This window comes from Paenibacillus sp. FSL R7-269 (assembly GCF_000517865.1).
Lineage (GTDB): Bacteria > Bacillota > Bacilli > Paenibacillales > Paenibacillaceae > Paenibacillus_AQ.
The window spans coordinates 61,370-85,402 of the sequence record NZ_ASPS01000115.1 but is presented as its reverse complement, the minus strand read 5'-3'; the positions used below and the strand labels follow the sequence as shown (position 1 = coordinate 85,402).

22 protein-coding genes and 1 rRNA gene are annotated in these 24,033 nt (G+C 52.8%); 15 read left to right on the top strand and 8 right to left on the bottom strand.

What is annotated here, in order from left to right; genetic code table 11:
- Window positions 1–169: 169 nt before the first annotated feature.
- The 9 genes from rrf to C162_RS32100 all read left to right on the top strand — a co-directional run bounded on the left by rrf (window position 170) and on the right by C162_RS32100 (window position 7,573).
- Window positions 170–286: ribosomal RNA gene (gene rrf / locus C162_RS32140) — 5S ribosomal RNA — on the top strand.
- A 461-nt stretch (window positions 287–747) separates the two neighbouring features.
- Window positions 748–1,407, top strand: coding sequence for a response regulator transcription factor (locus C162_RS32135; protein WP_036701871.1), 660 nt, complete (start codon window positions 748–750; stop codon window positions 1,405–1,407).
- 2 nt (window positions 1,408–1,409) lie between these two features.
- Entirely contained in the window at window positions 1,410–2,783 is a 1,374-nt protein-coding gene (locus tag C162_RS32130) for a sensor histidine kinase (protein ID WP_036701869.1), read from the top strand.
- A 103-nt stretch (window positions 2,784–2,886) separates the two neighbouring features.
- Window positions 2,887–3,978 (top strand): hypothetical protein, encoded by a 1,092-nt coding sequence (locus C162_RS32125; RefSeq protein ID WP_051494091.1) that lies wholly within the window; start codon window positions 2,887–2,889, stop codon window positions 3,976–3,978.
- 126 nt (window positions 3,979–4,104) lie between these two features.
- Window positions 4,105–4,815 (top strand): type 1 glutamine amidotransferase, encoded by a 711-nt coding sequence (locus C162_RS32120; protein WP_036701867.1) that lies wholly within the window; start codon window positions 4,105–4,107, stop codon window positions 4,813–4,815.
- Window positions 4,816–4,845: 30 nt separating this feature from the next.
- Window positions 4,846–5,643, top strand: a complete 798-nt coding sequence (locus tag C162_RS32115; protein ID WP_036701866.1) for a dihydrodipicolinate synthase family protein — start codon at window positions 4,846–4,848, stop codon at window positions 5,641–5,643.
- A gap of 72 nt (window positions 5,644–5,715) precedes the next feature.
- Window positions 5,716–6,300 carry a DUF421 domain-containing protein gene (locus tag C162_RS32110; protein ID WP_036701864.1) on the top strand — a complete coding sequence of 195 codons (585 nt, stop codon included), beginning with the start codon at window positions 5,716–5,718 and terminating at the stop codon, window positions 6,298–6,300.
- Between the two features lie 33 nt (window positions 6,301–6,333).
- On the top strand, window positions 6,334–7,035 hold the full coding sequence (locus C162_RS32105) for a metallophosphoesterase (protein WP_036701862.1): 702 nt from the start codon (window positions 6,334–6,336) through the stop codon (window positions 7,033–7,035).
- Window positions 7,036–7,099: 64 nt separating this feature from the next.
- Window positions 7,100–7,573: an OsmC family protein gene (locus C162_RS32100; RefSeq protein WP_036701860.1), complete on the top strand. Its 474-nt coding sequence runs from the start codon at window positions 7,100–7,102 to the stop codon at window positions 7,571–7,573.
- 26 nt (window positions 7,574–7,599) lie between these two features.
- Here the strand turns inward: C162_RS32100 and C162_RS32095 are convergent, their stop codons facing one another.
- From C162_RS32095 to C162_RS32080, 4 genes are all read right to left on the bottom strand, one after another.
- Window positions 7,600–9,018, bottom strand: coding sequence for a sensor histidine kinase (locus C162_RS32095; RefSeq protein WP_341026906.1), 1,419 nt, complete (start codon window positions 9,016–9,018; stop codon window positions 7,600–7,602).
- A 2-nt stretch (window positions 9,019–9,020) separates the two neighbouring features.
- Complete coding sequence (locus C162_RS32090) at window positions 9,021–9,707, bottom strand: response regulator transcription factor (RefSeq protein ID WP_036701859.1); 687 nt, start codon at window positions 9,705–9,707, stop codon at window positions 9,021–9,023.
- Between the two features lie 15 nt (window positions 9,708–9,722).
- Window positions 9,723–11,195 (bottom strand): hypothetical protein, encoded by a 1,473-nt coding sequence (locus C162_RS32085; protein WP_036701857.1) that lies wholly within the window; start codon window positions 11,193–11,195, stop codon window positions 9,723–9,725.
- Between the two features lie 501 nt (window positions 11,196–11,696).
- Window positions 11,697–13,118 carry a glycoside hydrolase family 1 protein gene (locus C162_RS32080; protein WP_036701855.1) on the bottom strand — a complete coding sequence of 474 codons (1,422 nt, stop codon included), beginning with the start codon at window positions 13,116–13,118 and terminating at the stop codon, window positions 11,697–11,699.
- Between the two features lie 139 nt (window positions 13,119–13,257).
- On the opposite strand from C162_RS32080, the gene C162_RS32075 reads away from it, so the two are divergent.
- The gene (locus tag C162_RS32075; protein WP_036701853.1) at window positions 13,258–14,229 is read left to right on the top strand and encodes a LacI family DNA-binding transcriptional regulator; all 972 of its coding nucleotides are present in this window, start codon (window positions 13,258–13,260) and stop codon (window positions 14,227–14,229) included.
- 58 nt (window positions 14,230–14,287) lie between these two features.
- Here the strand turns inward: C162_RS32075 and C162_RS34865 are convergent, their stop codons facing one another.
- From C162_RS34865 to C162_RS32060, 3 genes are all read right to left on the bottom strand, one after another.
- The gene (locus tag C162_RS34865; protein WP_051494090.1) at window positions 14,288–14,986 is read right to left on the bottom strand and encodes a DUF6710 family protein; all 699 of its coding nucleotides are present in this window, start codon (window positions 14,984–14,986) and stop codon (window positions 14,288–14,290) included.
- 258 nt (window positions 14,987–15,244) lie between these two features.
- Window positions 15,245–16,213, bottom strand: a complete 969-nt coding sequence (locus C162_RS32065; protein ID WP_036701852.1) for a carbohydrate kinase family protein — start codon at window positions 16,211–16,213, stop codon at window positions 15,245–15,247.
- A 21-nt stretch (window positions 16,214–16,234) separates the two neighbouring features.
- Complete coding sequence (locus C162_RS32060; protein ID WP_036701850.1) at window positions 16,235–17,275, bottom strand: LacI family DNA-binding transcriptional regulator; 1,041 nt, start codon at window positions 17,273–17,275, stop codon at window positions 16,235–16,237.
- 332 nt (window positions 17,276–17,607) lie between these two features.
- Between C162_RS32060 and C162_RS32055 the strand changes: the two genes are divergently transcribed.
- The 4 genes from C162_RS32055 (at window position 17,608) to C162_RS32040 (ending at window position 22,593) form a co-directional block, all read left to right on the top strand.
- Window positions 17,608–18,546, top strand: coding sequence for an ABC transporter permease (locus tag C162_RS32055; protein ID WP_036701890.1), 939 nt, complete (start codon window positions 17,608–17,610; stop codon window positions 18,544–18,546).
- A 12-nt stretch (window positions 18,547–18,558) separates the two neighbouring features.
- Complete coding sequence (locus C162_RS32050) at window positions 18,559–19,440, top strand: carbohydrate ABC transporter permease (protein ID WP_036701848.1); 882 nt, start codon at window positions 18,559–18,561, stop codon at window positions 19,438–19,440.
- A gap of 18 nt (window positions 19,441–19,458) precedes the next feature.
- A complete protein-coding gene (locus C162_RS32045) occupies window positions 19,459–21,078 on the top strand; it encodes an extracellular solute-binding protein (protein WP_036701847.1) in 1,620 nt (539 codons plus the stop codon).
- A 63-nt stretch (window positions 21,079–21,141) separates the two neighbouring features.
- On the top strand, window positions 21,142–22,593 hold the full coding sequence (locus tag C162_RS32040) for a glycoside hydrolase family 32 protein (protein ID WP_036701846.1): 1,452 nt from the start codon (window positions 21,142–21,144) through the stop codon (window positions 22,591–22,593).
- A gap of 156 nt (window positions 22,594–22,749) precedes the next feature.
- Here the strand turns inward: C162_RS32040 and C162_RS32035 are convergent, their stop codons facing one another.
- Entirely contained in the window at window positions 22,750–23,223 is a 474-nt protein-coding gene (locus tag C162_RS32035) for a DUF2798 domain-containing protein (protein ID WP_036701845.1), read from the bottom strand.
- Window positions 23,224–23,586: 363 nt separating this feature from the next.
- Between C162_RS32035 and C162_RS32030 the strand changes: the two genes are divergently transcribed.
- Window positions 23,587–24,003: a MarR family winged helix-turn-helix transcriptional regulator gene (locus C162_RS32030; protein WP_036701844.1), complete on the top strand. Its 417-nt coding sequence runs from the start codon at window positions 23,587–23,589 to the stop codon at window positions 24,001–24,003.
- Window positions 24,004–24,033 lie beyond the last annotated feature (30 nt).

Sequence of the window (24,033 nt, the reverse complement as noted above, 5' to 3'; positions counted from 1 at the left end):
GCATGGAGCTGACCAATACTAATCGGTCGAGGGCTTATCCAAATTTCTATCACGCAGATTTGTTTCGGATTCAGTTTTCAGGAATCAAATTCCTGAACGCAAGGAAATTCATTCACACATTCGTGATGAACCGAATTTCTAGCGGCAGCGTCTGTTTCACAGACGCATGTTTGGTGGCGATAGCGGAGGGGTTCCACACGTACCCATCCCGAACACGACCGTTAAGCCCTCCAGCGCCGATGGTACTTGGACCGAAGGGTCCTGGGAGAGTAGGACGTTGCCAAGCACGCAAGACCACTGTTGATTTCCTGACAGTGGTCTTTTTGTATTTTCGGCGCTGACTGAAGGCAGGCCAACCAAACCAGGAGGTAAGGTCTCATTTTACAACTCCATAACAACTGTCACTCTACTTTATAACATCTTGAGAGTAGGGTAGTGGTAGAGAAATTATTATATTCCTGTGGAGGTTATCCCGTTGTATAAGAAGAAGTGGTCTGCTTCAGAGGAATTGAGTCCCAGGGGCCTGCTGATAAGGAGAAATAAATGATAAGCGGGAAGCTTATGTTCAATGAACAAACTAGTCCTGACGATCAAGCAGCTCTTGATTGTCAGGATTTTTTGGCGGGCGGGTGTGTAGTGTCAGGTTCGGCTTATAGGTTATGAATGCTCTGGAATCTGGTATGATTAAGATTAGGTTACCTATGAAAGGGCACCCTGTGGCTACAGAGTTAGGAGGATATTCGATAGATGGCTCATATACTTGTTGTTGAGGATGAACAGGCGATTAATGATTTAATAACGATGAACCTTAAGCTGGTGGGACATACGTATGCCAAAGCTTATAGCGGTTCGGAAGTAGCGGATATACTGGAGAAGGAACGTGCGGATCTGGTCTTGCTGGATGTCATGCTTCCCGGTCTGGACGGTTTCGGGGTGATGGAGCAGATTGCGCCACTGCGGATTCCGGTGATTCTGATTACGGCCAGGGGTGCACTCTCTGACCGGATCAGGGGATTCGAGCTGGGTGCGGATGATTATATTATTAAGCCTTTTGAGATATTGGAACTACTGGCCCGGATTAATGTCGTGCTGCGGAGGAATGAACAGGCCGCCTCTGCTTTTGTATGCGATGGGGTTGAAGTCCGGTTCACGGAGCGTCAGGTGTGGGTGGAGCAGCTGCTGGTGGATCTGACGGCCAGAGAATTCGAGCTGCTTGAAGTGCTGATCCGTAACCGGAATATTGCTCTTTCCAGGGAGAAGCTGCTGGAGATGGCTTGGGGCTATGATTATGCGGGTGATACCCGTACCGTGGATGTACATATCCGGCAGCTGCGCAAAAAGCTGGGCTGGGAAGAACGGATCAAAACCGTGTTCAAGCTGGGCTACCGGCTGGAAGTTCAGGTCTAGCCATGCGATTCTGGCATAAGATTCTCCTTGCTGTGCTGGTGCTATTTATAGGGGCACTTGATGTAAGTGTCGTGATGGTGATGAAAAAAAGCTGGCAGCTGAACATGGCCAGTGAGAGCAAACGCGCGGCCAGCGAACAGCTGCTAATTACGAATAATATCTATGAGAACCTGGATTCCATTCGGGCAAGAGGCGTCTCTCTTACCCCGGCACTGCTGGTCAGTGTAGCCAAGTCCTATGGAGAACACTATCTTAAGCAGGGAATAGAGCTGGAACTGCGGGATAATGGACTGCTGCTCTATCCCGTTGAGAACGGGGGGAGTTCCGGTCAGGAAGAGGTGCATGCGGCGCAGGAAGAACATATCATGACGTTAGCGATGCCGCTCCCTGCTCCTTATCAGCATCTGGAGCTGGCGTACAAGCGCGATATCAGCGGGCTGTACGCCCAGCAGGAGGAGCTTATCCGTTTTTTCGTGATGATTAACTGGATTGTCGGTCCGCTCCTCATGGTACTGCTCTACCTTCTGATCCGGCATCTGACAAAGCCGCTGAAGCTGTTGTCCGAGACGACCAAAACGATTGCCGAGGGCAATTATTCGAACCGTGTGGAGCTGAACAGCAGGGATGAATTCGGGGAGCTAGCCGTAAACTTTAACAAGATGGCTGCTGTGATAGAGCAGCGGATGAGCGATCTCGCAGGCATGGCTGAGGATAAGCAGCGGATGGTCGATAATCTGGCTCATGAGCTGCGGACACCGCTGACCAGTATGCAGGGATTCGCGGAGCTGCTGACCACGGCTAACATAGATCAGGAGGATCAGGTCAAGGCGGGCCGCTATATTCTCAGTGAGACGGTGAGGCTGAAGAATCTGGCTTTCAAACTGCTGGATCTGTCCGTTCTGCGGCATCAGCCGCTGGTGTTGGCAAAGGTAGACGTAGCTTCGCTATTCGACACTGTGGCCCAGACCGAGCAGCAGAGGGTGATAGATAACGGATTACTGCTGGAGATGAATAGCTCCATTCCTGCCGTATGGGGAGATGCTGATCTTCTGGCAGCTTTGCTGGTGAATCTGATCGAGAATGCGATTCCGGTGTCCCGGCCAGGGCAGACGATCCGTGTGCTGGCCTATCCGCAGGACGGAGAAGGGGTGCTTGAAGTACAGGACAGCGGGAGTGGAATGACAGAAGAGCAGAGCAGGCGGGCATTTGAGCCGTTCTACCGTGCAGATCCTTCACGTTCTCGGGCCTATGGCCATGCAGGTCTGGGTCTCTCTCTATGCCGCCAGATTGCTGAAGCGCATCAGGCCAGAATTGAGCTGCTATCTGCTCCCGGTGAGGGAACGCGCATCCGCCTTTTTTTAAGCTCCACTGTGTGAAGCTATTTTACAACTCCATAACAACTGCTCCTCTACTCTATAATATCCCGGGATTAAGCTATGGAAAGAGTTCATATTCTGAATCCCGATGGAGGTAATACAATTGAACAAGAAAAAGTGGTCTGTTACTATGGCTGTTGTCCTATGCTCAGGCGGTATGTTTGCATTCAGCGGACTCCTTGTCCCCAGTCTGGCGAACTCAGCAGTCATTGCGAAGTACAGTACGGCAACTGAGGTCAATGCTAAGGAAAGTCCGGCAGAAAGCGCTGTTCCGGTACTGAAGGTGGAGGCGCCCGTGCCGGTATCTACCGTGAATGATGATCTGCTGCTGAAGCAGATGACAGAGGAGCAGATCCAGCAAATCTACGACTATATGGAGCTACCTGGCGATCCGAACACTTCAGGCCGGGAAATGACCGATGTGGAAATCAACCGTCGCCTGGTACTGGAAGATCAGTATGTCTATGATGGTGTGCGGCCACAGAAGCCATTGCCGCTACAGGCGGGGCAGGGGGAAGTGTATTTCGATATAAAGACCAATACGTATTATCAACCGGAGCGCACCTGGACAGATGAAGAGCTGCTGCAAATGATTGACTGGTACTACCGGCTTAATCTTGTGGCATCCAAACATAATATAACTCCTCCGGCCGTTGCCGTACCGGAGAAATTCAGCAAGGATGAAGCACTGGCACGGGCGGCTGAAAGTGTACGTAAGCTATTCGATGCCGATGTCTCCAAGCTGAAAACAAATGTTATGCTGGTGGAACCGGGTTATGGCATACCCTCATTTTGGTCGGTTCACTTTGCACCCTATAAGTCGCTTACTCTGCTTGGACAAGGTCAGGAGTACTGGCAATATAGTGTGCAGATCGATCCTGACACCGGGGTGGTGGTAGATACGACAGCTTTTAACTCTGTGATGAAAAAAACTCCTATCGATGCAGCGGCAGCGGCTGCCATGAAGAAGGATGACAGCTGGATAAAGGAAGCTACCCGGATTGTAAAGGACAAGCAGGGAGAAAAAAGAAAAATAGTGAAGGCGTATTTGACGGGCACTGAGGTTAACAATAAACGCGGGATGGTGGCCGTGGATGTGTTACTGGAAGACGGCAGCAAATATAATGCGGAATTACGCTATCCGGGTAAGCAGCTGCGTTGTCTGATCTATGAGCCTGCCGGCAAGGCTAAATAAGCGGGAAGTCATGTTGCTATAGAACTGAATTTGTCCTGATGATCAAGTATTTCTTGATTCATCAGGATTTTTTGTTACATTGGAGATAGAAGATGATCGTAAAAAAATGTAAAGCGGGTGGAGTGCATGAGAATTCATTGCTTGCAGCATGTTCCGTTCGAAGCGGCGGAGGAAATTGCAGGTTGGGCTGAGGTCAAGGGGCATGCGCTAACCACAACACGGCTGTATGAGAGTCAGGCTCTGCCTGCCATCCGGGATTTTGATATGCTCGTGGTGATGGGCGGCCCGATGGGTGTATATGATGAGGCACTATACTCTTGGATGACGGCAGAGAAAGCTTTCATTAAAGAAGCGATCCAATCGCACAAGCTGATGCTGGGTATCTGTCTGGGGGCCCAGCTTATTGCTGAACAAATCGGCGGCGAGGTCTACCCTAACAAGTGGAAGGAAATTGGCTGGTTCCCTGTCAGGCTGACCGGAGATGCGCAGACCTCTGCCTTTTTCCAAGGATTCCCGGAGCAATGGGTGCCGTTTCACTGGCATGGAGACACCTTCAGTCTGCCTGCCGGAGCGAGAAGGCTTGCTTCCAGCCTGGGCTGTGCCCAGCAGTGTTTTGAATATGAGGATTATGTAGTAGGCCTGCAGTTCCATCTGGAGGTTAATGAATCCAGCATCCGCAAAATCATTACCAACTGTGCCGGAGAGCTGGAGCCCGGAGAGTGTATTCAAGCACCGTCCGACATGACAGATCAGGCGGAGCGAATAATAGCGTCTAATACCCTGCTGTTCATACTCCTGGATGCGATGGAAGAGAAGCATCTGTCCAGAACTTCTTAAGTAACGCCTACTAACAGTAAGGAGTGTAATATGAAAAGATTAAATGTAGCGATCCCTACGCCTTTTCACTGTGATGAAGGTCTGAATGTGGAAGGGTTCGAAGCCATTGTCGCCTACCAGAAGCAGAACGGCATTGAATCGCTGCTTATCTCAGGAAGCACGGGTGAGCAGCATTCGATGAGTATCGGAGAGAGACTGGAGATCATTGAATACTTCAATCAGCAGCGCTTCCAAGGGATAGAGCTGGTCTTCGGGGCTTCTGCTATCAGAACCCGTGATGCGGTAACGCTGGTTCAGGCGCTGGAGACATCGGTGATGGATGCCATTATGATTGGCTTTCCGCCATACATCCGGCCTACGCAGCAGCAAGCAATCGCTTATGTGGAGGAGCTGCTTAGTCATACGGCTAAGCCGGTGGCGTTGTATAATAACCCCGGCCGGACCGGATTCGATCTGGCTCCTGAATCGCTGAATTGGTTAATCCGCCGTTATCCGCACATTGTCGGCTACAAGGAAACAGGCGATCTGCAGCGGCATGTGGGGGTGGAGTACCCGGAGGAATTCATTCTTTTCGCCGCAGGGGATATGAAGCTTGTGGAGAATTTCGCCTCAGGTCCTTGCAAAGGTCTCTCCAGTGTGGCCGGAAATATATATCCCATGGAGATCAAGGCCGCGGTGGAGCGACTGCTGCGGCAGGAACAGGTGGAGGCTGGTCCGATCGAAGAGAGGGTCTCCCGGGTGTTCAGCGGCCAGGCCCTAATTAACATCAAACAGCATTACAACAGCTTAGGTATTCAAGCGGGGATCTGCCGGGCGCCTCTTCTCTAATCCTACAATGAATATTAATCTCCTAAATGACAAAAAATAGCTGGAATCAACCCTATCAAAGGAGACCTGGCTATGCATGAAATTTGGAGTGAAATATGGAAGGCGCTGGTTCTGATTGTAGTTGGAATGCTGGTGCTTCGGCTTGCCGGACGGAAATCTATCTCGCAAATGACCATTCCAACGACGATCGCGATGATCTCAATAGGAACCATTATTGTGCAGCCGATAGCGAATCACAGTATCTTGATCACGATGGTGGCAGCAGCAGTCTTCATTACTGTATTAATCGTGGTGGAATGGCTGCAGGTACGGTGGAATGTTGTTGAGCGGCTGATTAAGGGGCCTGCGGTTATTGTTATTGCGGAGGGACAGCTTCAGCCTAAGAATCTGAGAAAGCTGAGATTAACTGTCGATGAGCTGGAGATGAGTCTGCGGGGACAGGGCATCTCCAGGCTCAGCGATGTCAAAACGGCAACGATTGAGCCTAACGGCCAGCTCGGATATGAACTGCAGGATTCCGCAAAGCCGGTCACTATGGATCAGGTAGAGGCGCTCTTTGCTAAATATCTGTGCGGAAGCGGTTCAGCGAATAAGGCTGCATACCTGGATCAGCCTGATCCGCAGACGGGGCTTTTTGAGGAGATTAAATTGCAGTAGAGGTAGACCGGATGCTGTAGAAGGAGGGAGATCATGCGCAAATTCTTCATAACGGACATCCATGGGGATCAAAAGGGGCTGGAGCTGCTGCTCCGGCAGTCTGGATTGGACTGGGGAAAAGACCAGCTGGTCATCGGCGGAGATATGATCAACCGGGGGAAGGACTCGGCTGGAGTACTTGGTTACCTTAAGCAGCTTACAGAGCGGTATCCGGGCCAGGTCCATGCACTGATTGGCAATCATGAAGAAATGATGGGGGACTATATAATCAGCGGTGACAAGCTCTGGCTGAGTCACGGCGGACGCGAGACGTTGGCTGGTCTGAAACAGGCTTATCCCGATGCGGATCAACGGCAGAAGCTGATGGAGTGGGCCTATTCTTTGCCGTTGTACTTCGAGGATGATGAATATGTGTATACACATGCCGGACTGTATACAGGGCAGCCTCTGGAGGAGCAGAGCCGGGAGATTCTATGGATGACAGAATATGAGTTCTACCGCCAGCCGCGTGAAGCGCTGCTTGCCTTAACGAGGGGCAGGCCGGTGATTCATGGGCATACGCCGGTTGAACGGATCTATGGTGACGGCGCCAGGATGAACTGCGATCTGGGATCTAATACCTACCCGATACTTGAAGAAAGGTCGCTGGGACTGGTGAATCTGACGGAGATGACCTGCCATGTGTATAGACAGGCAGACCAGCGGCTGGAGACCAGACGGATCGGACGTATCTAGCTTCGGGAGTGACACAAAGACAATAGCACTTATTTGTTATGGAGAAAAGAAAGGACGGAGTGAGATGAAGCATCCTTTTCACCTGAAGGCGGTATGGAATGGAGGGCGGAACAGCGAAGGGCATATTGATGCAGGCGGACTGCGGACGGTTATATCGATTCCGCAGGAGATGGGCGGACCGGGAACAGGCACGAATCCCGATGAGATGCTGCTGGGCGCAGCAGCGACCTGTTACCTGATTACCCTGGCTGCGATGCTGGAGCGTTCGGAGATTGTTCCAGAGGGGCTGACCCTGGCGTCTGAGGCAACAGTAGATGTCACGAATAATGTGTTCACGTACGAGCAGATCGTACATAAGCCTAGCATTGTGCTTCAGGCTGATGCGACACCGGCCCAGCTCAAGCTGGCAGAGCGGCTGGCACATAAGGCTGAAGCCTCCTGTATGATCTCCAGAGCTGTGGCCGGGAACGTCTCTATTGAGACTCAGCCAGTAGTAGAAATCGCGCACGGGAACGGACAAGCCCGGATAGAGTCATAGAAGCACAGCGGAATAAAGAGCTAGAGCTACACTGGTGGTGTAAAATGCTGCTCCACCTCGTAGCGCGGCAGCTCTACAGTTACCGAGGTTCCCTTGGTGAATTCACTCTCGATCCGCAGCTGCCCGTCATGCAGCTCAATAATTTCTTTGCAGATTGCGAGGCCCAGGCCGCTGCCGGATTGACGGGAGCGGCCTTTGAAGAATTTGGTGCCAAGCTGCGCCAGATCCGCAGCCTCGATGCCCTCGCCGTTGTCAGCAACGGTGACGGTTATCCGCTCGCCTTCCAGCACTGCGGTAAGACGGATCTCACCCTCCGCAGGGGTGAACTTGAACGCATTATCCAGCAAATTGACAAACACCTGCTTCAACCGGTTAAAATCACCGTCCACCGGCAGCGGCTGATCGGGAAGGTCGGCGTAGAGGCGGATCTGCTTCGTCTGCCCCCGGTATCTGAACTGCAGCAGCAGATCCTCCAGCAGGCCTCTGAGATCATATGGCTGGCGTACAATGCGGATCTCTCCGGCCTGGAACTTGGAGAAGTCGAGCAGATCCTCCACCAGGCCGATCAGCCGGTCTGTCTCCCCGGTCATGACCTCAAGACCCTGGAGCGTCTCCTGCCTGTCCGACAAATCACCGACCAGCAGCGTCTCGCCCCAGCCTTTGATGGAGGTCAGCGGGGTCCGCAGCTCATGGGTGACAGAGGAGATGAAATCATATTTGAGCTTCTCGCTCTTCAGAATTTCTTCAGACATATAATTCAGTGTTACCGCAAGGGTGCCGACCTCATCGTCAAAGCGCCTCTCTGCCCGGACGGCAAAATTACCGGTGGCCATTTCCTTGGCGACCCCGGTCAGCTGCTGAATCGGTCCTACAATTCGTTTGGCGATGATAAGGCTGAGGATGAAGCCGAATCCAATGACGAGCAGCCCGACGATGGCTGCATTCAGCGCAATTTTGAGAATAACGTTATATAAAGGCTCTGCCGAGACCGAGTAACGCAGCAAGCCAATCGTACTCCCCGACTCCTTCAGCGCAATAGAAACTGCCATAATTCGTTCCCCGTTCACCGGCTTGATGCTCTGAAAGCTTCCTTTGCCGCTGGTCAGAGCTGCTCTCACATCAGGGGTATTCACCTGCTCTGTACTGGAGAAGCCGAAGGAATTAATGACCACCTGCCCGGCCGGACTCAGCACTTCCACCTTGCTGCTTTCTTCAGAGGAAATATTCTCCAGAATATAACGCGCCCGCTCATTCAAGCTATAGCTCTCCAGATACTTATTGAAAAAGGTCGCTGAAGTCGTGGCCCTTGTATTCAATGTCTCCATTGCACTGCCCAGATAATAATAGTGGACAGCGGCAATGAACACCCCCTCCAGCAGCAGCACGATTAGGAGCAGCATAAGGGTAATATAGACGATAAGTCTGGACCTGATTCCCTTCAGCACTCTTAGCCCCTCCAAATATATCCGAATCCCCATACCGTCTCGAGGAACTGCGGCCCGGAGGACTCCTGTCCGATCTTCTGGCGGATTCGGCTGATATTCACATCTACAATTTTAAGATCACCCATGAAGTACTGCCCCCATACGTTTGTCAAAATATCGTCCCGGTTCATGGCCTTGTTCGGCTGCTCCATCAGCAGCTTCACGATCATAAACTCGGTTGGGGTCAGCGGGATATCCTGCCCGTCCTTCAATAATTTCCGTTCATCCAGCATCAGAGTAAAAGGCGGAAGCTCAATAAGGTTCTCCTGCGGCAGCGCCTCTCCCGGATACATCCGGCGGTAAAGCGAGCGCACCCGGGCGACCAGCTCCACTGGACTGAAGGGCTTAACCACGTAGTCGTCTGCGCCGGATTCCAGGCCCATGACCTTGTCGATTTCCTGGCTTTTGGCAGTGAGCATAATGATTCCCAGCCGGGGGAACTGTGTCCGCAGAAGGGTACACACCTCGAACCCGCTGAGTCCGGGCAGCATCAGGTCGAGAATTGCGATGTCGAAATCTCTCTGCTCCCGGGCAATGCTCAGCGCCTCTTCACCGGTAGAAGCCTCCGCGATCTCGAAGCCTGCCCGCTTAAGGTTGATGCACAGCAGATCACGGATCGGCTTCTCATCTTCCAGTATCAGCACTTTCATGAACAGCTCTCCTTCTTATTGCCGGGGCTTCTGGGGTGTGCCGGCCAGCTGAACGACTTCATCCAGTGTCAGCTTCAGCTGATTATAATTCTGCAGATCGGCCCCCTGCAGCTTGCCGGCGGCATCCGCTGCGGGCATTACGGCAACGAACAGGGTAGGCTCCGTGTCATTGTTAGAGTTCCCTTGCTCATACAGCAGCTTATACTTTCTATTCTCAGCCTTCAGCTGGACCTCTGCGGCAGCCCAGGCCTTCTTCGTCAGCAGGCGGAGCTCCAGCAGCGGAGCCTTCACCGCAGATCCGGCATTCTTGTAGCTGAACTGGAGCTTCTCCCAGGGCTGCGGTGATTCTCCCGGAACTTCCAGCAGGGTCTGGCCCGCCCAAGACTTGGGAATACGGAAGTTGAAGCCCCAGCGGTCGAACTGCTCCTGCACGAAGGTCAGAACGGACTGTCCGTCCCACTGATAATATTTGGTGATGAATGGGGTCGCCAAGGGAGCCATGCCCTCCGTACCGGCAGGCGGTACCAGGAAGCTGAACTCCAAGATCCCGTCATTGTTCACATCCAGGCTGGACTGCGGGTAGTCCTTAACTGCAATACTGCTGCTGCCAAGCAGGTCAGGAGAGACAGCCGGCGGAGACAGCACCAGATCCTTGCTGGCAGCGAGCGCGGTACGCTGATAATCATCTGTTGCCAGTATATCAGTAAATCTGTCTTTTTCCCAAGTTAGCAATGAAGTATAGGAAGCATGTGCGCCAATGGCGGCATCGATGACGATTGCGTCCTGTGTAGGGGACGCCTTGCCGAACTGGGCTTCGATCACATTACCGTCCAGCTTCTGGTCGGATAAGGTCTGCAGCGTACCGTCCTTGAGCCGGAGTAATAGAAGATGGGTCTCACGTATGTTATCCGTGGTGTAGGTGCTCTGAAGCAAGGCAATGTCCGTATGCCCGCTCCCGGTCAGGTCGCCAAGGACCAGCTGGTCGTATGGCTGCTTAAGCAGCTCGGTCAGCTTGCCGCTGCTTAGGCTGTAGACTGCCAGCTCTTTGCTTAATCCCTCCCCGCCGCCGTATCCGAGCAGCAGCTCCTCCGCTCCGTCACCGGTAACATCTGTGAAGGACACTTCATTCAATTCGCTGCCCACCCCGGTAAGGTTAGCCAGCTTGGTCCACTTGCCGTTCTGCTGTGAGAGGAGGAGGGTGTTGATCTCGTAATCGGTTTTGTCTGTCTTGTAGAAGGCCAGGAGTTCCTCCTGCCCGTCCTTGTCGAGATCCTGTAATTGAATCGCGCTGCCGGATTCCGAGTGGATCGGTACTGTTAAATGCGCGTTGGCCGGCAGAAAGGATCGGACGATTCCGGTAAGATTGCCGTCGCTATTCCCCTGTGACGGGGCTTGCAGCAGATCGCTCGGCGTCTTCATGGTGCCACAGCCGGAAGCGATCAGGCTTAAGAATAAGAGGCTGCTGAGGCCGAAGGTATATTTGTTCATTACAAGTTACGCTCCTTAGGATTCATCTGTGGCTAGTATATCCTAACCTTTCGGGGAATTAGTTTCAAAATGGTAAAGGGGGATAAGTGAAGATATAAATATGAGATGGGATATGAGATGAAATGACAGAAACGCAAAGCTTAAACTCGTCGACTACGGTGAACATTTGGACTTTCGGCCGCTGTTGTATACAGATTTCTTGATTCAAGCCGCTGTTTGCGGTTGAAATCCGTATACAAGCCTATGCTTACGATGCGAGCTTTCCTTCGGGAAGCTTTTAGGCGGACACTACCGCTCCTACAGTTCCAAACTTCCCCTCCGCTCCTTCCCGCTTTTTGTTAATGGCGTATTCAACTGAAATTGATATCTTCAGTTATCGGGGGAGGGGCAGGCAGAGACCGGCGGAATGGGGCGCTGTCGCTACCATTACTACAATTTAAAAAGGCTGCCCCAATCAGCCTTTTTAAGACTTTTCGGGACAACCTGTATTGTAGGGCTATTCTATTCGCCTGAGCGCCGCAGGCTCTGTCCATTGGTAGCGATAACATCCTTGTACCAGTGGAAGGATTTCTTACGGTAGCGCTCCAGGGTTCCGGTATTGTCGTCGTGACGGTCTACGTAGATGAAGCCGTAGCGCTTACTGAGCTGCGCGGTTGACGCACTGACCAGGTCAATGCAGCCCCATGAAGTGTAGCCCATGAGTTCAACGCCGTCCTCGATGGCTTCGCCAACCTGCACCAGATGGTCATTCAGGTACTCAATCCGGTAGTCGTCATTAACGGTCGGCACGCCGTCTTCGCCGGTAATCAGCTCATCCTTGGCCCCGAGTCCATTCTCCACAATAAATAGCGGCTTCTGGTAACGGTCATAGAACATATTGAGCACATAGCGCAGACCCTGCGGGTCAATCTGCCAGCCCCATTCGGAGGCCTTCAGGTATGGATTGGCTGCACCGCTGAACAGGTTGCCTTCCTGGGTGCGTTTGCCGGGGTCTCCAGTCTCACAGATGCTCACATAGTAGCTGAACGAGATAAAGTCAACGGTATGCTTGAGGATGTCCGCATCTCCAGGCTCCATGTGAATCTCAATGCCGTTCTCTCTGAAGTAACGTTTCATATATCCAGGGTATACGCCTCTCGCATGCACATCCCCGAAGAAGTAGTTCATATGCTCTGACTTCATCGCAGCAATGACATCGTCCGGGTTAGGCGTGAGCGGATAGGTTGGCATGCTTAGAATCATACAGCCGATCTTGGCCTGCGGGTTGATCTCATGTCCGATTTTGACCGCAGTGGCGCTTGCTACCAGCTCGTGATGGATGGCCTGATACAGATCCTGCTTGCTCAGCTGCTCCTTCGGTGTATAGATCCCGCCGCTCATGAATGGCTCGTGCAGGATGGAGTTGATCTCGTTGAAGGTCAGCCAATACTTTACTTTATCCTTATAGCGGGTGAATACCGTTCTGGCATACCGTTCATAGAAGCCGACTAATTGCCGGTTCACCCAGCCGTCATACTGCTTGGACAAGTGCAGCGGAGTTTCGTAGTGGGAGAGAGTCACCAGCGGCTCAATACCGTATTTGTGACATTCATCGAACAGGTCGTCGTAGAATTGCAGGCCTTGCTCATTAGGCTCCAGCTCGTCGCCGTTCGGGAAGATCCGGGACCAGGCGATCGAGGTGCGGAAGACCTTGAAGCCCATTTCGGCAAAAAGCTTGATATCTTCTTTGTACCGGTGGTAAAAGTCGATGCCGACCAGCTTCATATTATCCTCGGTAGGCACCTCGGTGATGGGTCCCTTGATTCCTTGCGGAGCTACGTCCTGGGTGGACAGGCCTTTGCCGTCCTCGTTGTATGCGCCTTCCAATTGGTTCGCAGCGACTGCGCCGCCCCACAGGAAGCCTTCAGGAAATGGTGTATTCATCGATAATCCCGCCTTCTATTAGTTATGGATTCAGATATGGTAAGCTGTTCATAGGTCCTATAATTCCATGCTAAATGTTGTAACGCGTTACATGTCAAGTATTATTATAAAGATGAAAAAATATGTAAGGAGAGCCATCATGTCGAATCTGGATCAAATCGCTAAACTGTCGGGATTCTCCAAAGCTACGGTATCGAGAGTACTGAATCGTTCTCCCCATGTGAGCCAGGCGACGCGGGAGATCATCCTGAAGATCATGGAAGAGCTGGACTATGTGCCGAACGGCAATGCCATCTCCTTGTCCAGAGGGGAGACCATGCAGATCGGGATGGTGACAGAGGGGATCAACGAGGTGATGCTGCCTTTTCTGAACAGCTTCGTGGAGACTGCGAGCCGGCACGGATATCAGACGATTATCTATACCTCCGGGGGCGATCCGGCCAAAGAGCTGCAAGCCTTCGAGGATATGCGGCGTAAAAGAGTCGATGCGCTGGTCATCAGTACCTGCGTTAACGATCAGGCGCTCCTGGGCTCCTATTGCAAATACGGGCCGATTGTCTCCTGGCAGCGGATGGAGCTTCCTGAGATTCAGAGTGTGGCCATGAATCAATATGACGGATATACGCTCGGGCTTGAACATCTGATTGAAAAGGGGTACACGCGGATTGCTAATGCCTGGGGCCGGCCGGCCAGCTTGAATACCTCCGGGCGGATACAGGCGTACCGGGATGCTGCCCGCAACTATCATCTGGAGGTGAACCCGGAATGGTCGCAGACGGGCATCCACTCCATCCGGCAGGGCGAGGAGTTGATCCGCAGGCTGCTGATGATTCCAGGCGGGCCTCCGAATGCCATTCTCTGCGCCAATGATATGGTCGCGGCAGGGGTGCTGAGCGAAGCCCGCAGACTGAAGGTGAAGGTGCCGGAGGAGCTGGCGGTGGTCGGCTTCGACAATACGGAGCTGGCCCATACGCTGGGGATCACTTCGATTGATAATCCGATCGCCGCACAGGCACAGAATGCGCTGCATCTGATTCTCGGCAAGCTGAAGGGGGGAGAGGCGGAGCAGGAGCCGCTGGGGTTCCAGCTGGTGCCGAGGGAGACTACTTGAATAAGCCGTGAAGCGTCTGGAAGTTAGCTGGAGGGAGCGGTGAATATCACATCCGGCCTCAGAAAATAATCTTCTGCTCCGCCATAATCCGGCCGATTTCAAAGATGGCGGCGCATTCCACGAAATGAACCTCGGAGATGATCGAACGGTCATGCGTTCTGTAGTAGTACTTGCCGTCGGTATATACGTGATCGTAGATGAGACTGATGTCATACACCGAGGTAGGGTAGAGCTCCCCTTCGCCCTTGGCGATCCCCGCTGTGATGGAATGATGTCCTGAGCCTTCAACGAAGGAGATGCCCATTGGAAGCCACAGGGTAACCTGATGATCCTTATCCTGCCGCCAGCTTCCGTTCAGAGTACCTTCACCGATGCGGATCAGACTGTCGCGCAGCTTGCGGGGAATCCAGGGGGAGGGGAAGACGAGGTCACGTGCCAGGTTGATGATTCTGCTGCTATTGTCGATCTGCCGCATCAGGAAGTGGAAGCTCCGTCCGTCGAGCGTAACCTCGGCCCATTCATCAAAGAAGAGGTTGTCCGAGAACATCCGCTCCATCTGATCGACCTCCCCGTAGAGCGCGGGCATCAGCATGAGCTGGCTCTGGATACGTCTGCCGATCAGCCGGATGAAGTCCACAATCGGGTGGGTCTCCGGCTGGAAGTAACCATAATTAATATCGTAATAAAAGCCGAGATTCTCATTGATTAAATCCTTGGCAAACGCCATGAGATGGTCGAATTCTTGTTTCATTTTCATGCACAAGCTGCTCCTTCAGTCGTATGATATTGTGCTTATCATATTACGTGCCAAGCTCCTGTGTCTGTGATGAAAACAGCAGGTAAAGATTGGTTCAGCAGCGGCTCCACAGCGGTTCTCCGGCATCGGTCCTGGCAGCAATAAAGTTCCCTATACAAAAAGGTGTTCCCTGGCCGTCTGCAATCAGACGGCTAAGGAACACCTTTTGTACTACTCAGGCATCAGGACTTGATGCCTATACATATCACGCTCTGCAGCTTACCCGGCATACTTCTGGACCTCGTCCAGTGTCGGCAGCGCAGCAATCGCCCCGATCTTGGTGCAGACAATTGCCCCCACATGGTTGGCGAAGGTGACGAAGTCCCGCTGCAGCTCCGCGCTGCGGGTGAAGTCTGCCGGATGCGCCAACTGGCTGATCCGGCAGAGCAGGGCTCCAATGAATGCATCGCCGGCGCCGGTGGAATCGATGGACTTCACGGTGATGCTGGGAATCAGCAACCGGGAGTCCGGGGAGGAGATGAGGGTGCCGTCTTTGCCCAGAGTAACGGCTACTGCTCCGGCTCCCCATTCATGCAGCATATCAAGGGCGGCATCACGGTCCGCTTCGCGCGTAATCAGCTGAAGCTCCTCGTCGCTGACCTTCACCAGATCGGCCTTGGCGATGCCTGCTCTGGACAGCGCGATGAATTCCTCCTGACGTCCGGTCCACAGGTCATCCCGGTAGTTGGGGTCAAAGGAGATGAACTGTCCGTTCGTCTTCGCTTCGTCCATGAGCGTCATATAGACCTCGCGGAAGGGATCAGCCAGCAGCGCTGTCGCCGAGCCGAAATGAAGCATGGCCGCCTTACGGACGGCTGCCCGGTCCAGCTCTTCCAGCCTGAGCAGCCGGTCTGCCCCGCGGTGGAACACGAAATCGCGTTCCCCGTTCGCTGAGCGCGAGACGAAAGCCAGTGTGGTCGGGCTTGCGGGATCAAGCAGCAGCATCGCGGTATCCACGTTCTGTTCCTCCAGCGTCTGCTTCAGGAAGAGGCCGAAGGGATCAGCCCCGACCTTGCCGAGGAAGGCGGAGTGACCGCCGAGCCGGGCGATGGCTGCACTTACGTTCGCCGGTGCCCCGCCGGCCTGCTTGGCGAAATGCCGGCCTTCGGTCAGGCTGACGTCCGCCTCAGTGCAGAAGAAATCGATGAGCAGCTCGCCCACGCAAAGGACTGTATTCTTGGATTGCACGATAGTAACCTCCTGGCGAAATTAGTTCGGTACGGGAGTAGAGTCTCTGAATAGGACGTCAGTGGCGACATGCGTGACCTGATAAGGCCGGGCCGGGTCCTTGATTCTGGAGAGCAGCATCTCTGCGGAGACAATCCCCATATGGCTGCTGTAGATATGTACGGTCGAGAGATGAGGCTCGATGACCCGTGATTCCGAAGCGTCATCGAAGCCGCAGACCGCCACCTGCTCCGGTACCTTGACCCCTCTGTTCTTAAGCGATTTCATCACGCTGATGGCAATGAAGTCATTCGCACAGATGAAGGCGGAGGGCCACTGGCCGAGCGCCTCCATCTGCTGGTCCATCCAGTTCGCCTCCAGCAGGTAATCCTTGTCCTGGCCGGCAATGCAGGATTCGGGATTCAGCGGGATTCCGGCTGCAGAGAGGGCTCGGTTGAAGCCGGTCCACCGTTCATGGAAGCTGCGGCAGTGGTTGTAATCGCCGACGAATCCGAAGCTCCGCACACCGAGGTCCATCAGCTTACGGGTCATCGCATACATGCTGTGTTCGTTCTCCATGAGCAGCAGATCCGCCTTCAGCTCAGGGTAGACAATGTCCGCCGCGCAGTCAATGAAGATCGTGGGGATACCGAGATCGGTAATCAGCCCGCTGTACTCCTTATTGAACATTTCAATACAGATAATCCCGTCAACATTAGAAGGCTCGAAATTACCGGGCAGAGTCATGGCGTTAATATCGTTCTCCCGGACAAAATAAATGGACAGGGTGTAGCCCTCTGTGCTAATACGCTTCTCCAGTCCGCTGAGCAGCTGGGAGCCGAAGTGGGAGCTGTTGGGGAGGTTACTGGTCAGGAGGGCGATATTGCCCTGCTGCTCGGAGGGGCTGCTTGCGGTCTCCATATAAGAGAATTGTTTATATTTAAGCTCGGCAGCTTTGCTGAGTACCTTCTCCCGGGTCTCGGGAGGAACGCTCTCTGCGCCGTTCAATGCCTTGGAGGCCGTGTTTCTGGAGATTCCCAGGGCATCGGCAATGTCTTGAATGGTGACCTTGGCTTTCTTCATCACTGTGTTCCACCTTTGTTTCCCCATATTTGTAGTCTCTGTTACCTAATATATAGCATATCAGCAAGATTGACAACGGAATTTTACAAATGCACAAATTCGTTTCACATACATGGGTGTGAAATAACAGTTCGGAGCCTAATTTATATGAATATGTTACATTTGCACTGTATAATGCAATAAATAATTTATTTTTTGCACAAAATGCATTGACTTCTTGTCAGATTCTCTGATAAATTGTAAATGCAAAACATGGTCAAATGTAAAAATGTAAACCTATTCATTAGGGGCGAATGCAAAAATAAGAAGGGGGAAGAAGATTGGCAAATCCGATGGCTCAACCCGGGAGAACAAGGCTCATCAAGCACAGGTCGTGGCTAAGCTATGTACGCCGGAATTATATCCTGTATTTATTCTTGGCTCCAGCTGTAATTCTCACGGTTATATTCAAATACGTTCCGATGTACGGCGCGATGATTGCCTTCAAGGATTTCAGCCCGCGCAAGGGCATCATGGGCAGCGCATGGGTGGGCTTTGAACATTTCGAGCGGTTCCTCACCTCGCCGAATTTCTACGATATTCTTATGAACACGCTTAAATTAAGCGCCTACGGGCTGATTCTGGGTTTTCCGGTGCCGATTGTGCTGGCGCTTATGCTGAACCTGATCCGCAGCGCGAAGTTGAAGAAGAACATCCAGCTGATTGTGTATGCGCCTAACTTTATCTCGGTGGTGGTTGTGGCAGGGATGTTGTTTGTCTTCCTGTCGCCGACAGGTGTGGTGAATGCGCTCATTACTACTTTTACAGGTAAGCCGGTGTCCTTCATGAGTGATCCAGCTTACTTCCGTACCGTGTATATTCTGTCAGGCATCTGGCAGACGGCAGGCTGGTCCTCAATTATCTATGTAGCTACGCTGGCGGGTGTAGATCCGCAGCTTCATGATGCGGCAACGATTGACGGTGCCTCGCTGCTGAAGCGCATCCGCCATATCGATCTGCCCGCGCTGAGGCCGGTGATGGCCGTGCTGTTCATCCTTGCCGCAGGCGGCATCATGTCCATCGGCTATGAGAAGGCCTTCCTGATGCAGACGGCGCTTAATACCCCGACCTCGGAGATTATTGCGACCTATGTCTACAAGGTGGGTCTGCAGGCTGGCGATTATGCCTATTCCACCGCTATCGGATTATTCAATTCCGTCATTAACGTAATCCTGCTGGTCTTCGTCAATACGGTCGTCAAGCGGCTGAACGAAGGGGAAGGACTGTATTAAAAGGAGGTAAGTATGGATATTCAATATTCCGGGAAGGACCGGATTCTGCTTGTTGTTACTTATATATTGCTAGGTTTGTTCATCCTGGTCATTCTGTTTCCGCTGGTGTATGTCGTGCTGGCCTCCTTCTTAACACCGAATGTGCTCATTACCAAGGGGCTGGCTATTGCGCCGTCGGACTGGACAATTACTGGCTACGTCAAAATTCTCAGCAACGACGCGATGATCCGCGGCTTCTTCAACGCCTTGTTCTACTCTGCCGCCTTCGCGCTGGCTACGGTATTCTTCTCCGTCTTCGCGGCGTATCCGCTGTCTATCGAGGGACTGGCCGGGAAGCGGCCGGTGATGATCTTCTTCCTGATTACGATGTTCTTCGGCGGCGGTCTGATTCCGACTTATCTGGTTGTGAAGGATCTGGGGATGCTGAATACGGTGTGGGCGGTGATCCTGCCGGGGGCGATCAGCGTGTTCAATATTATTCTGGCGAAGACCTATTTCCAGGGTCTGCCCAAGGAGCTGTTTCAGGCGGCGAGTATCGACGGGGCGTCGGATCTGGGCATTTTTTTCCGGATCGTACTGCCGTTGTCGAAGCCCATTATCTTCGTGCTCGCCTTGTATGCCTTCGTGGGGCAGTGGAACTCTTACTTCGATGCCATGATTTATCTGGACGATTCGCGGCTGTTCCCGCTGCAGCTGGTGCTGCGTTCGATCCTGATTCAGAATCAGGTGCAGCCCGGCATGATTGCCGATGCACTGGCCCAGGCGGAGCTGAAGAAGCTGTCTGAAATGATCAAGTATTCTTCGATCGTCATCTCCAGCCTGCCGCTGATCGTGATGTACCCGTTCTTCCAGAAGTACTTCGAGAAGGGTGCCATGGTCGGCTCCATTAAATAATAATAGGGGGAATCTCATATGAAAAAATCATTGCAAACCCTGTCTGTGCTGGCACTCTCGGCTTCCGTACTTGCGGGCTGCGGCAGCGGGGGCGGTAATTCCTCGGCCTCTAAGGATTACAAGCTGGAGAACGTGACGCTGCCGCTTAAAGAGAAGGTATCGCTGCACTTCATGTCTCAGAGCTCCGCACTGGCGCCTGCCGATCCGAATGAGAAGCTGATCTACAAGCGGCTGGAGGAGAAGTCCGGGGTCCACATCGATTTCACCAATTACACCAACGACGCTTTTATTGAGAAAAGAAATCTGGCGATAGCCAGCGGAGATCTGCCGGATGCGATCATTGATGCCGCCTACTCGGACTACGATCTGCTGACCCTGGGCAAGGATGGAACGATTGTTCCGCTGGAGGAGCTGATCGAGAAGTACATGCCGAATCTGCAAAAGGTGCTGGCAGCCGCGCCGGAGTACAAATCAATGATGACGGCGCAGGACGGCCATATCTATGCTTTTCCGTGGATAGAAGAGCTCGGGTCCGGCAAGGAAAGCATTCATTCGGTCAACGGGATGCCGTGGATCAATGTGGAGTGGCTGAAAAAGCTGGGACTCGCTATGCCAACCACAACGGAGGAGCTGAAGAAGGTGTTGGTCGCCTTCAAGAATGATGACCCGAACGGGAACGGCCAGAAGGATGAGATTCCGCTGTCTTTTGTGCTGAATAACGGCAATGAGGATATGAACTTCCTGTTCGGTTCGTTCGGTCTCGGTGATAACGGCGATCACACGGTGGTTACCAATGACGGCAAAGTGGTCTTCACTGCGGGCCAGGACGGATATAAAGAGGGCATTAAGTATCTGAACGAGCTGTATGTGCTGGATCTAATCGATGAAGAGGCGTTTGAACAGGATTACAACACCTATCTGGCCAAAGGGCAGAGTGAACGCTATGGCCTCTACTTCCAATGGGATAAATCCAATATCACCGGCTTCAACGATAAATATGATCTGATGCAGCCGCTTGCCGGACCGGACGGACAGGTCAATGTAGCCCGCACGAACAACTTCGGATTTGACCGCGGCCGGATGGTTATTACCGGTTCCAACAAGAATCTGGAGCTTACCGCCAAGTGGATTGACCAACTCTATGATCCGCAGCAGTCGGTTGAGGATAACTGGGGAACGTATGGGGATGAGACGCAGCAGAATATTTTTGAATACGATGAATCGGCCAAAATGCTGAAGCATCTGCCGCTGGAAGGCGCGGCCCCGGTTGAATTGCGCCAAAAGACCAGCATCGGCGGACCGCTGGCGATCCTGGATGAATACTACGGTAAGGTGACCACGAAGCCGGATGATGCTGCTTGGCGGCTGGACCTCATGAAGGAGAAGCTGGTGCCTTATATGAAGGCAGACAATAACTTCCCGCGTGTCTTCTACTCTCTGGAGGATCAGAAGGAATTGACCGCTATTGAGACCGACCTGTTCGCTTACGTCAACCGCAAGCGCGCGGAATGGACCAAGACCGGCAAAGTGGAAGAGGAATGGAAGGATTATCAGGCAGAGCTGTCCAGACTCGGGCTGGACAAATGGCTGGAGATCAAGCAAAGAGGATATGACAGTTATCTCAAGAACAAAGGCTGAGGCTGCACTAGCTGCGGCACATGAAGAACGTATAACCTATAAACAGATAAAGGTGGTAATGGAGTGGAGATTATCGGGAGAACCAAACACAGGCCGGCGCTGCATTTTACGCCGGCGCAGCATTGGCTGAATGATCCGAATGGACTGGTTTATTTCGAAGGGGAATATCATTTGTTCTATCAGTATCATCCGCATTCCTCCATCTGGGGGCCAATGCACTGGGGCCATGCAGTCAGTAAAGACCTGATTGTCTGGGAGGAGCTGGACATTGCACTGTATCCGGACGATCACGGCTATGCGTTCTCCGGCAGTGCCATCGTAGACTGGAACAATACGAGCGGACTGTTCCCGGAGAAGCCGGGTATCGTCGCAGTCTACACCAGTCATCTGGAGCCGACGGCATCGTCGCCTGCCGTACAGAGACAAAGCCTGGCCTACAGCCATGACAATGGCCGGACCTGGATTAAGTATGCAGGCAACCCGGTGCTGACCCATTCTTCCAAGGCGGATTTCCGTGATCCGAAGGTGTTCTGGTCCGGTTCTCACGGGAAATGGATTATGGTGCTGGCGACCGATCAGACGATTACGTTCTACTCCTCCCCGAATCTTCGGGAGTGGAGCCTGGAGAGTGAATTCGGCGAAGGCGCAGGCTCTCATGATGCGGTATGGGAATGCCCGGACCTGTTCCAGCTCCCGGTTGAAGGGACAGGAGACAGCAAGTGGGTGCTGCTGGTCAGCATCGGTGATAACAGCGGGCAGCGATACGGCTCGCGGACGCAATATTTCGTCGGTGAGTTTGACGGCTCCGTGTTCACGCCGGAGCACAGCGACATCCGCTGGCTGGATTATGGTAAGGATAACTACGCGGGGGTCAGCTTCTCCGACATTCCGGCGGCGGACGGGCGGCGGATCTTCGTCGGCTGGATGAGCAACTGGCGTTATGCCAACCATGTTCCAAGCCAGGGCTGGCGCGGAGCGATGACGATTCCGCGGGTACTGACGTTGCATGAGGCAGAAGGCCGCACCTTGATCCTCCAGCAGCCGGTAGCGGAGCTAGACCGTTACTTTGCGGCAGAGTCTGGGACATTGCCGGAGATGCTGCTGATACCGGGCGAGCGCCAGGATATCAAGTGCAAGGATTCCGCCTTGGAGCTGCGGATTGCGCTTGCGGATAATGAAGCGGAAGAATTCGGTCTTATTATTCATCATACCGCTACCGAGTATACCGAACTCGTCTACTCTGTTGTCGATGGCACTCTAACCCTGCGCAGAGATCAGTCCGGCGAGACCAGCTTCTCAGACATATTCCCCGATCCCCAGAGCACCGGGGAAATGGGCATCTTGAAGAACCTGCGTATCCTGCTGGATGCCTGTTCGGTGGAGGTATTCGCCAATGACGGCCTCACCGCCATCACCAGCCTGGTCTTCCCCGGAGGTATCTGCTCTGGACTAAGCTTCTATGCTAAGGGCGGCAGTGTACGGCTGCGGGATGGGCGCTTGTCTTTCATGGAATAAATAGTCAATAGGATGAAGCCCGGACAAGGGTGTTCCGCACAGCCATGAGATCATGGCTGGCTGAACACCCTTTTTGGTGTGGCGGGAACACCGCTCAGTCCTTGGCTGGTGGCCATGCCCGTATTCGGATAAGCGGCCTAGTGGTTTCAGCCAGCCTTAGACGCCCGGTGCTGCCGTACGGACCGGAAATATCCGGCTGAACAGGAAGCGGGTCAGCGGACCGGCAACCAGCAGCTGGAGTGGCAGGGCACAGATGAAATTAAGCCCCAGGATGGAGAAGTAATGACGGAAGAAGTTGTCCCCGAATCCAAAGTGTGCTAGTGTGCCGTATAGAGACATGAGGATGACCATGCCGCAGACCATGAAGCATGAGATCGTCAGTATTTTGCGGATCTGGGGCGCAGAAGGCTTCACTATTTTGAAGGCCAGTCCTTTGGCAATTCTGCTAACCACCACAATATCGCAGAACAGGGCAACGGCAAGTGCCGGGAGTAAGCCCACAGCCACATCCGTGAACAGCCTGCTGTTGAATCCGTTCGCTATAATCACATTGTAAAAAGACATAAAGATGACCATGCAAAAACACATCATACTGGTGAAAATTAAAGCTTCTTTTTTGTTGCTGCCCATGTTTCCGAACTCCCTTAAATGTAAGTTTGTCAAACTTCACTTATAGTAACAGTGCGAAGACTTATTGTCAACCTAGTTGACAATAAGTATGATATGGATTGCCCGTCCGTGATGGGTCATTGTTGTAAAAAGTACAATTTGATTCATATCTAATAGTCCATTCAGAAGGGTTGTTGTATGAAATACAAGAATTGTGCTGACAAGCTGCATATGTAGGGAGGAATCATGCCTTTCTTACAACATATTATGGAATAAGCCCGATAGTATGAGGGGATTGTTGTATTGTGTGCAGGATTTCAGCGGGTATCTTAAGGTGGGCTCGTGCGCTGACGGAACTTTATTTCTATCATGGAGGTCTTGTAAATGGAGGAATATATGAGCGGGTTGAATCTGGTCGATATGATCAGCGAGAAGCATAAGGTGCTGCGCGACAAGGTGAACCAGATGAGCGGCGAGCCGCTGAATAAGACGGAGACGCATATTCTGGCGATGCTGGAGCAGCACGGCGTTCTGTCCATTTCGGAGATCAGCAGGCTGATCGGCATTTCCCGCCAGGGCACGCAAAAGACGATCAACAATCTGCTGGCTGAAGGTTACGTAGATACTGCTGCTAAGGAAGGCAACAGCCGGGACAAGCCTATCGTGCTCACTGCGAAGGGAACAGCGGCTTGTCGGAGTATGCTGGAGATCAAGCAGAATATTGAGGCCGAAATCACGGCCCGGATCGGCAGGGAGCAGGCGGAGCTGCTGCGGACGCTGCTTACACAGGACTGGCTCTGAGACAGCCTGAAAATGGCTGAATATAGCAAA